The 8,424-nt window shown below is 72.0% G+C and carries 10 protein-coding genes; 4 read left to right on the top strand and 6 right to left on the bottom strand.

What is annotated here, in order from left to right:
- The first annotated feature begins 350 nt into the window (after nt 1-350).
- Nucleotides 351-1,019 carry a hypothetical protein gene (locus ACZ3TI_RS36730; protein WP_465734178.1) on the top strand — a complete coding sequence of 223 codons (669 nt, stop codon included), beginning with the start codon at nt 351-353 and terminating at the stop codon, nt 1,017-1,019.
- 373 nt (nt 1,020-1,392) lie between these two features.
- Here the strand turns inward: ACZ3TI_RS36730 and ACZ3TI_RS36735 are convergent, their stop codons facing one another.
- Entirely contained in the window at nt 1,393-1,833 is a 441-nt protein-coding gene (locus ACZ3TI_RS36735; RefSeq protein WP_465734180.1) for an ester cyclase, read from the bottom strand.
- Between the two features lie 111 nt (nt 1,834-1,944).
- Between ACZ3TI_RS36735 and ACZ3TI_RS36740 the strand changes: the two genes are divergently transcribed.
- Entirely contained in the window at nt 1,945-2,610 is a 666-nt protein-coding gene (locus ACZ3TI_RS36740) for a TetR/AcrR family transcriptional regulator C-terminal domain-containing protein (RefSeq protein WP_465734182.1), read from the top strand.
- A 68-nt stretch (nt 2,611-2,678) separates the two neighbouring features.
- Here the strand turns inward: ACZ3TI_RS36740 and ACZ3TI_RS36745 are convergent, their stop codons facing one another.
- The 3 genes from ACZ3TI_RS36745 to ACZ3TI_RS36755 form a co-directional block, all read right to left on the bottom strand.
- Nucleotides 2,679-4,202 carry a S1 RNA-binding domain-containing protein gene (locus ACZ3TI_RS36745; protein ID WP_465734184.1) on the bottom strand — a complete coding sequence of 508 codons (1,524 nt, stop codon included), beginning with the start codon at nt 4,200-4,202 and terminating at the stop codon, nt 2,679-2,681.
- A 202-nt stretch (nt 4,203-4,404) separates the two neighbouring features.
- Nucleotides 4,405-4,764, bottom strand: a complete 360-nt coding sequence (locus tag ACZ3TI_RS36750) for a DoxX family protein (RefSeq protein WP_465734186.1) — start codon at nt 4,762-4,764, stop codon at nt 4,405-4,407.
- Between the two features lie 118 nt (nt 4,765-4,882).
- Nucleotides 4,883-5,377, bottom strand: coding sequence for a cupin domain-containing protein (locus ACZ3TI_RS36755; protein ID WP_465734188.1), 495 nt, complete (start codon nt 5,375-5,377; stop codon nt 4,883-4,885).
- A gap of 81 nt (nt 5,378-5,458) precedes the next feature.
- Between ACZ3TI_RS36755 and ACZ3TI_RS36760 the strand changes: the two genes are divergently transcribed.
- Nucleotides 5,459-6,319 (top strand): LysR family transcriptional regulator, encoded by an 861-nt coding sequence (locus tag ACZ3TI_RS36760; RefSeq protein ID WP_465734190.1) that lies wholly within the window; start codon nt 5,459-5,461, stop codon nt 6,317-6,319.
- Between the two features lie 110 nt (nt 6,320-6,429).
- Nucleotides 6,430-6,849: a hypothetical protein gene (locus ACZ3TI_RS36765; RefSeq protein ID WP_465734192.1), complete on the top strand. Its 420-nt coding sequence runs from the start codon at nt 6,430-6,432 to the stop codon at nt 6,847-6,849.
- Between the two features lie 151 nt (nt 6,850-7,000).
- Here ACZ3TI_RS36765 and ACZ3TI_RS36770 read toward each other — a convergent pair whose 3' ends face one another.
- Nucleotides 7,001-7,507: an allene oxide cyclase barrel-like domain-containing protein gene (locus tag ACZ3TI_RS36770; protein ID WP_465734194.1), complete on the bottom strand. Its 507-nt coding sequence runs from the start codon at nt 7,505-7,507 to the stop codon at nt 7,001-7,003.
- A 157-nt stretch (nt 7,508-7,664) separates the two neighbouring features.
- Nucleotides 7,665-8,424, bottom strand: a 760-nt coding sequence (locus ACZ3TI_RS36775) for a tyrosinase family protein (protein WP_465734196.1), incomplete at its 5' end; no start/stop codon positions are given.

Here is an 8,424-nt window from a genome sequence, read left to right on the forward strand (position 1 = left end):
CGGCCTGGTGGAGGTCCTTGACAGCCGGCGCCATCACGCTGCCCGCGGTCGAAGCGTCCGCCCAGCGACAGACGACGCCGGTGCTGCTCTGGAGGCCGCACTGCATCACTCCGCCCAGCGGTCGAGGCCGGCCGGTTCCCGGTCCGGGTGACCGTGCTCCGAGTTCGCGGTCCCCGTCGCCGCGGGCTGGGTACGGGGCCGAATGTGAGTACGCGTACTCATGTGGCGCCCGGGCAGACCGATGGAGGATCACCGAGGGCCGTACGACGCGGCCGCCGTCAGGCTCGCCCGCACCGACGAGGGACATCCGCCTCAGCCGGGCCGACCGTGATCCTCCCGGGGGACTCCCTTTGCGCTCCACACCCGTACTCCGTTCCGCCGCCATCCCGGCCGCCGCCGCACTGGCCCTCCTGCTGACCGCCTGTGGCCCCGACAACAGCGACAACCCCGCCGGCGCGGCGCCCACCGCCACCGCGAGCCCGAGCACCGCCTCGCCGTCGACGACGGCCGGCGCGCTGCCCACCATCACCACCGCGGCGCCCACCGCCACCCCGACGGCCCCGAGCCGCTTCGCCGGCGCCCTCCCGCCCGCCTCGACCGCGAACGGCACCTACACCGACAGCGCGAAGGGCGACATCTCCCTCACCATCGGCCCCACCAGCGTGGTCAAGGGCGACATCGCCGACCTCGCCAACTTCCTCAAGCCGGAGGACATGGCCGGCAAGACGCCGTACTACGTGCACGTCACCTACACCCACACCGGCGGCAACGGGATCTACGAGCCCTACTTCAACCTGCGGCTGCGCGCCATGGTCAGCGACACCGCCCAAGCCCGCAAGGTCGACCTGCTCAGCGCCTTCCCGAAGTGCGAGAGCGACGTCCCCCACGGTGGCAAGGACTTCGTCAAGGGCCAGAGCGACCACGAGTGCGCCATCTACCTCGCCCCGGCCGACAAGCCCCTCCAGTACATCGTGTGGCTCGACAAGGACGACAAGCCCCTCGCCTGGAAGACCAGCTGAAGCAGGTCCCTCCGGGGCGACCAGGCCGTACAGCGCGAGGTCGATGGGGGCCGTGGCACGCGCTCAGCGGCACAGCCGTGCGACGAGCTCCAGCTCGTGTGCCAGGAGCCCCCGGGTCACGCGGGCCTACGCGGGCTGGGGAGAGCCGGCCCACCGAGGGAGACCTTGTTCGGCGATGGCCCGGGCAGGAGCCCGGGCCATCGCCGTCACGCCCTCGGTCCATGCGGTCTCCGGACCTGCCGGCCGACGCTCACCTGCCCGTCCGAGGCGAGGTCGCGGATCCGGCAGGGCGGTCCGGCTTTCCCGGCGCCTTCGATGTCCTTCACGCCGCCGGGGGTGACGGATGGCCAGTGCCCGGCGGTCCACTGCCGGGTCAGTCCGTGGTCGGCCAGTCCCAGCCGAGCTGGATGAACATGCCGAGGCGGTCGCTCACGGCGCGGATCTCGGCGATCCGGCCGGCGCGGACGGTGAAGATCCAGATCTGCTCGACGTCGCAGCGGCGGTTGGTCGGCTCGGGCATGCGGGCGTGGTAGCCCGTGTGCACACCGGCCACCCGCAGCCGGGCGACGACCTCGTCGTCCTCGGCGATGAGCTGCTCGATGTGGAAGCCGTCGCCCTCGGCCTCGGTGCTGAAGGCGGCCAGCTGGAGGCGGAAGCCCTCGATGGCGGCGCCGGGGGCGTCCTCCTCACCGAAGATGATCTTGTTGTGGTCGATGACCGACGGGGAGAGCAGCTGCACCCAGCCCTCGCCGGAGCGGTCGTTGAGCGCGGCGACGAAGTCGCGGATGACCTGCTTGTTGGCGGTGGTCGACATCGTGGTTCCCCCTGCGGCGGCTTGTTTCTTACGCGGTAAGTTTCGCTGGGGACGAGTGTTCTCTTATGCTGTAAGAAAGTCAAGCCCGTGCGGGGAGGCGGAGGAGCGGAGATGGCGGAGCATCAGGCGGCCCCCCGGCGCGGCCGGGGCGAGCGGGCCGGGCTGAGCAGGCAGCAGATCCTCGACGCGGCGCTCGGCCTGGTCGACCGGGACGGGCTCAAGGGCCTGACGATGCGCTCGCTCGGCCAGGAGCTGGGCGTGGAGGCGATGACCCTCTACCACTACGTGCCCAACAAGGACGCCCTGCTGGACGGCCTGGTGGAGCAGGTGTTCACGGCGGCGACCCCCGCCATGGACGGCCCGGCCGACTGGCGCACGGCCCTTCACGCGTACGCCACCGCCCTGCGCGAGGGTCTGCTACGGCACCCGGCCGTACTCCCGCTCGCCACCTCCCGGCCCGCCGTCACTCCGGCGACCCTCGACGACCTCGAGGCTCTCCTGCGCCTGCTCACCGCCGGCGGCTTCCCGCTCGGCCGCGCCTTGCACGCGCTCAACTCCCTTGCCGTGTTCGTGATCGGCCACGCGACGGCGGAGGCCCGGATCGTGGTCGGAGCCGAGGAGGCCGGTGGCGCCGACTGGCTGGCCGCGCTCGAGGCGGAGCGGTACCCGCTGCTGACCCGCGCCGCGATCGAGGGGGTCGGCGCGGACGACGCCGAGCGCTTCGCCTTCGCGCTCGATGCCCTGCTGCTCGGCTTCGACGCACTGCGCTCGGACTGAGGCGGGCCGGCCAGAGGCACGTACGAGGGGAACGGGTCGGCCCCTGAGAGCACCACCTGCCCCGTGTGTCAGACCTGGCGGTGTTCCTCCGCGCCTGACACACGGGCCTGCGTGTGCGACAGCGTGATCCGGCGCCGCGCGGGGTCCACGTCGGTGATCATCACGGTGAGCCTGTCCCCGACCCGGACGGTCTCCTCGGGCCGGCCTGCAGGCGGTTGCGCGAGTTCGGTGTTGTGCACCAGCCCCTCGAAGCCGTCCGCCCGGTCCTCGATGCGGACGAAGACACCGAACGGCACGATCCTGGTGACCTCTCCGGTGACGATCCGGCCCACCTGCCGCACGAGCTGCAGCATCGGGTCCTCCTGAAGTCCCTTGAGGGACAGCGGTACCCGTTCCCGCACCAGGTCGACGTCGAGGACCTCCGCCGTGATCTGCCGGCCGACCGCGACGACCTCGGAGGGGTGACCGATGGGGCGCCAGGACAGTTGGGGAACGTTGATCATCGCGGTGAAGCCGCCGATGTTGACGAACGTGACGCCGAAGCTCGCGATCTCGGTGACGGTGCCGGTCACCGCCTGGCCGCGGCGGAGGGTCTTCAGGAAGGCCCAGTTCCGGTCGCTCGGGGTGGGTTCCGTGCGCCAGCGGGCGCGCAGGACGCCGTCCCCGTCGGGAAGCACGGCCGTGAACAGGGGCCTGCGCCCGTCGACGTCCATCGGCAGGACGGCAGCGGCACGTGCGCCGGAAACCCGGGCGGCCAGTGCCGTGAAGCAGGTCTCGTCGGTGACCGTGCCGGTGATCCGGCCGTCCCGGTCCTCCCACACGAACTCGACCAGGCCCTCGTCCGGGAGGCCGGCCAGGACCGCGGCGACATCGGTGGAGAGGTCCGGCCAGACGGCCAGACGGGCCCGTGGGGTCAGCCGGGCGCGCACCGCATCGAGCGTGCCGTCGGCAAGCCGGTGCCAGCGGGAGGCGTTGCCGACGTGCGTCTCCTCCAAGAGCGCCGCCTCACGCGTCGCCACGCACCAGCGCACCCGCGCCCAGAAGTCATCATCGGCCGGGCGCTGCTCCCCCGGCTCGTCGTAGTCCGCCGCCGCCTCGTACGGGGAGGCATCCAGCGGTTCGGGGAAGAGCCCCAGTTCGCGGGTGCGCGCCAAGGCCGCTTCGCAGGGCACGCTGCTGCCCACGTACACGTACTGGTCCCAGCCGACGTGGACGGCGAAGGTGTCCTCGACCTCCAGGCGACACCAGGCGCCGCTGTCGCGCAGCATCGCCCGCACCAACTCCAGGCCGAGCGGGACCGGCACCTGCGCCCCGTCGTGGAAGCCGGTCAGGTCGGGCGGGAAGAGCCCTGCGAGACCGCCGCCCTCAACCGCCGGCTCCAAGCCGAAGTGCACGAAGCCGGGCGCGGCCTGGGGCTCGCGGATGGCCAGGTGCCGCACCCCGCTGTCGTCGGCGAAGGCGGCAACCGCCGCGAGGTAGGCGGCCTCGACGGGCCCGTGGTCGCTGACCGTCTCCTCCGCCCCCGTGTAGCGACCCCGCTCGTCGCGGTCCCCGGGGTCGTACTTGGTGATCTGGTACACGTACGGCAGCACGTCACTGCCCCACGGCGGTCGAGCACGATGCCGCGGCCCGTCCGCGCTCCACAGTGCTCGCGCCACCCTCGGGGTGCGGCAGGAACCGGTGACATCGACGGTGGAAACTCATCGGGCCATCCTGCCCGAACCGACGGATCGGACCAGACCCGGGGCGGCGCTCACCGGGCCGCGCCGTCCACCGGTCGGGGGCCGTGCTCGATCACAGCCCGGTGGCCAGCCAGACGGTCACGGCCGCGGTGACGATGAGCCCGGCGTTGAGTGCGATCCGGCGGTCTTCGCCCGTCAGGTGGACGGCGATCGCGCCGGTCTGCAGGAGGACGAAGCCGGTGGCCGCGGCCGGCGCCAGCGGGACGGCGACGCCGGTCAGCGGCGGCAGGACCAGGCCGGTCGCGCCGAGTATCTCGACCGCCCCCAGCGCCCTGAGGGCGGGCAGGGGTACGCGGTCGACCCAGGCCATCATCGGTCGGAGTCGATCGCGGCTGCGGACCACCTTCAGCGTGCCGTCGTAGGAGTAGAAGAGCGCGAGCAGTCCCGCGACGATCCAGTAGGCGAGGTTCATGGTTCCCGTTCGTGGTTCTCGTTCGTGGTTCCCGTTCATGGGCCGCCGGTTCACGGCGGCCCGTCGGTTGCGTCGATCGCGTCGATTGCCGGGCCGGGCCCGTGCCGCACCGCCGGCTTCAGGCGGGGTCGGTGGCGGGCTCGGTCGCGTAGCGGCCCATCGCGTCGATGTTGGCCTGCGGCGTCAGCGGCCGGCCGGCGGCGAGCACCTCCTGGAGGTCCCGGAAGTACTGCACGTACAGGTCGGGGGTGAAGGTGCTGAGCATGACGGCCGGCCGGTCGGTCGGGTTGGCGAAGGTGTGCGGGGTACCGGGCGGAACCATCACGAGGGTGCCCGTGACGGCGTCGTAGTCCTCGTCCCCGACGGTGAACCGCACGGTGCCCGAGAGGATGTAGAAGCCCTCGTCGTGCCGGGCGTGGCGGTGCTGCGGCGGTCCCTGGGTGTGCGGGGCGAGGACGGACTCGGCGATCGCGAGGCGGTGCCCGGTGTGGCTGCCGTCCTCGAGGACGCGCATGTGCGTGGTGCCCAGGACGATCGTCTCGCCGTCGCCGGGACCCACCACCGACACGGCGGGGCCGGTCCGCGGCTCGCTGGTCTTCGCTTCTTCGGTCATGCCCACGAGTGCACCGCCGTGGGCCTGCCGGTGTCCAAGACCCGTTCCGCGGCGCCGATACCCCGTGGGTATCGTTGCAGCGTGGAGCTACGGACCTTGCGCTACTTCGTGGCGGTCGCCGAGGAACTCCATTTCGGCCGGGCCGCCACCCGGCTGCACATGAGTCAGCCGCCGCTGAGCCGGGCGATCAAGCAGTTGGAAGCCGATGTCGGGGCCCTGCTGTTCGCCCGCTCGCCCACCGGGGTCACGCTCACCGCGGCGGGATCGGTGCTGCTCGACGAGGCGCGGGCCCTGCTCGACCGTGCCGACCGCGTCCGGGTGCGCGTGAGCGCGGCGGCCGGCGTCGCGACCATCACCATCGGCATCCTGGGCGACGGCACCGACCCGGGAGCGGCCAGGCTGGCCGCCGCCTACCGCCGGAGCCACCCCGGCGTCGACATCCGCATCCGCGACACCGACCTGACCGACCCGACCTGCGGGCTGCGCGCCGGACTGGTCGACCTCGCACTGACCCGGGCGCCGTTCGACGAGACCGCCCTGACGGTACGGACGCTACGGACCGATCCGGTCGGCGTGGTCCTGCGCGCCGACGATCCGCTGGCCCGCCGCGACCGGCTGCGCCTGGCCGAGCTGGACGACCGCCGCTGGTTCCGGTTCCCGCCGGACACCGACCCCGTCTGGCAGTCGTACTGGAACGGCGGCACGCCGCGCGAGGGCCCGGTGGTGCGCGCCGTCCAGGAATGCCTGCAGGCCGTGCTGTGGAACGGCACGGTCGGCCTGGCCCCGCTCGGACACAACCTGCCCGCGGAGCTGGCCGTGGTGCCGCTGCTCGACATGCCGCCGAGCCGGGTGGTGGCGGTGTGGAACGAGGGCGACACCAACCCGTTGATCCGGTCCTTCAGCGAGATCGCGACCGCCGCGTACCGCCACCGAGGCCCATGACGGCGGCGAGCCGGGCGGACCACTCGCGTTCGGCGATGACGAGGCCGCGCTCCGGCGTCCCGACGGAATCGCGTTCGCCGGCAGCAGCGGCCGTCGCTAGGCTGCGCGCCGTGACTTGGGAACTTGACCTGCGGACGTTTCAGGTACGGGACGTGTGCGCGGAGTTGCGCGAGCTGCGCATGTGGGACGACCTCGAAGGGATGCTCGAGGGGACGCCCTACCTGCACCGCCGGTTCAGGATCGGGCAGTTCGAGAAGCAGCTCGCCGGTACGTCCGGTCTGTACGTCCACGACCTGGACGGCATCCGGGCCGATGCGGCCGCGCGGGTGGACACCTGGCTGCCACGGGCCCGGGTGCATGCCCGCCTGAGCGCGTCCTGGCGCCCCGCGGGAGTGACTGATCCCGGCCACAGCGAGCTGTCCGTGGTGTGGTTCCAGCAGCCTGGTGAGGACCCCTTCAGCCGGCTGGCCGAGATCGTGCGACCGCTGGACTGGACTGCGCTCGCCCGGTTCGAACCGGCCGACGACTAGCGGCTCGGTTCGGAGGCGTCCGGGTCCGGCACGAGCGCGCTCGTGGGAACTCCCGCGGCACCGGCGCGATCACGGGCTACGGCTGGAGTGGTGGTCACTCCAGCCGTAGGTCGTGGTCGTCATGTCAGTGGCCGGGCGGGGGCAGGGTCGGTCAGCGGTCGAGGTCGATCGTGAAACGCCTCGTGCCCGGACCGATCGTTTCGGCGTGGACCGAGCCACGAGCCCGGTCGTACATCCCGGTGCCGCCGGTGATCCCGTTGTCGAACGAAGGCGGGGGGCCCGGGTTGAGGAAGCCGAAGACGAATCCCTGCACGGAGAGCTGGCCGTCCGGGAGGTTGTAGGTCACGGTGCACTCCTCCGCTCCGCCGTTGTCGACCCAGGTGGTGGTGCAGCTGCCGCCGGTGTCGCCGACCTGGTTGCCGTCCCGGTCGAAGAGGACCGAGTGGAAGACGGTCCGGTCGCCCTGGGCGGGGGCGCCGCCGGGGTTGACGGGAAAGCGCGTCTGCTGCGCGAGTCGGCCGATGAGGGTGAGGACCCGGTCCCTGCCGTTGCCCTGGACGGAACCGGTGTCCGTCGCGGCGGCCGCGGCAGGGGCGCAGGCGAGGAGGGTGGCCAGCGCAGTGGCCGCGCCGAGGCGGGCGGCTCTGATGGGGCGCATCGTGTGGCTCCTGAGGTAGCTGCTCATGGGATGGTCCGGTGCTCCGGCGCTCCGGTGACGCATTCATAACCTCGGCTCTGCCGACGCCCGGAACGTCCCGGCACGACCCACCGGAGGATCCGACCGGTCGGACCAACCCGGGACGCACCGTCGGCGGTCAGGCGTAGGAGTAGCCGAGGGTGGTGGTGCTGGCCACGTCGGTGGCGGTGCTGGTCCAGGGGTCGAGGACGGCGTCCGTGCCGGAGAGGCTCGGCTTGCCGGTGTGGTTGAGCTGCCAGCGGTCCCAGATGCGGTCCACGTTGGCGTGCAGGAGCCAGAAGATCGGGTCGTGTGGGGAGGCCATGATGTTGCTGATGGTGCCGTTGCACCAGTTGTGCACGTCGTTGTGCGCGTCCGTCTCCAGGTGGCTGGTGAACGGGGTGTAGAGCGGGCGCAGCAGCAGGCTGTCGATCACCGTCTGGGTCGGCAGCGAGCCGCCGTGCGCGCCGGGGACGCCGCGGGTGACGTTCGGGGGCTGCCAGACCCAGTCGGGGCGGGCGTGGTCGTTGGCGTAGTCCCAGTACGGGATGGTCAGGGTCGGCGCGCCGTTGGCGGGCTGGAAGGAGCGCAGCACGTCTTCCGCCCGCAGTGTGTAGCGGCGGTGCCAGGGCAGGAAGCGCTGAGTGCCGATCGGGCCGCTCATCGAGTGCATCCGGTGGCTCATGTCGCCGTGGATGTCGGCCAGTTTCTTGTACTCCCCGGCGGCGTGGGCGGCCTTCAGGGCCGTGTTGAAGGCGTCCTTGTCGGCCTGGCTGAGCTTGCGGTGGTCGACCCGGGTGCGGGTGAGAAAGTGTCGGGTAACTGGCTGACTACTCGTTCTTGAGGTCGTCGGCGAGGCGGCGGGCTGCTTCGGCCTCGATGGGGCCGCGTGGTTCGAT

This window comes from Kitasatospora sp. NPDC023120, from assembly GCF_055560835.1.

Coding starts and splice junctions, on each gene's coding strand:
- ACZ3TI_RS36735 (WP_465734180.1), bottom strand. CDS start 1,833: ATGTCGACCACCGCCAACAAGCAGGTCATCCGCGACTTCGTCGCCGCG.
- ACZ3TI_RS36740 (WP_465734182.1), top strand. CDS start 1,945: ATGGCGGAGCATCAGGCGGCCCCCCGGCGCGGCCGGGGCGAGCGGGCC.
- ACZ3TI_RS36750 (WP_465734186.1), bottom strand. CDS start 4,764: ATGAACCTCGCCTACTGGATCGTCGCGGGACTGCTCGCGCTCTTCTAC.
- ACZ3TI_RS36755 (WP_465734188.1), bottom strand. CDS start 5,377: ATGACCGAAGAAGCGAAGACCAGCGAGCCGCGGACCGGCCCCGCCGTG.
- ACZ3TI_RS36770 (WP_465734194.1), bottom strand. CDS start 7,507: ATGCGCCCCATCAGAGCCGCCCGCCTCGGCGCGGCCACTGCGCTGGCC.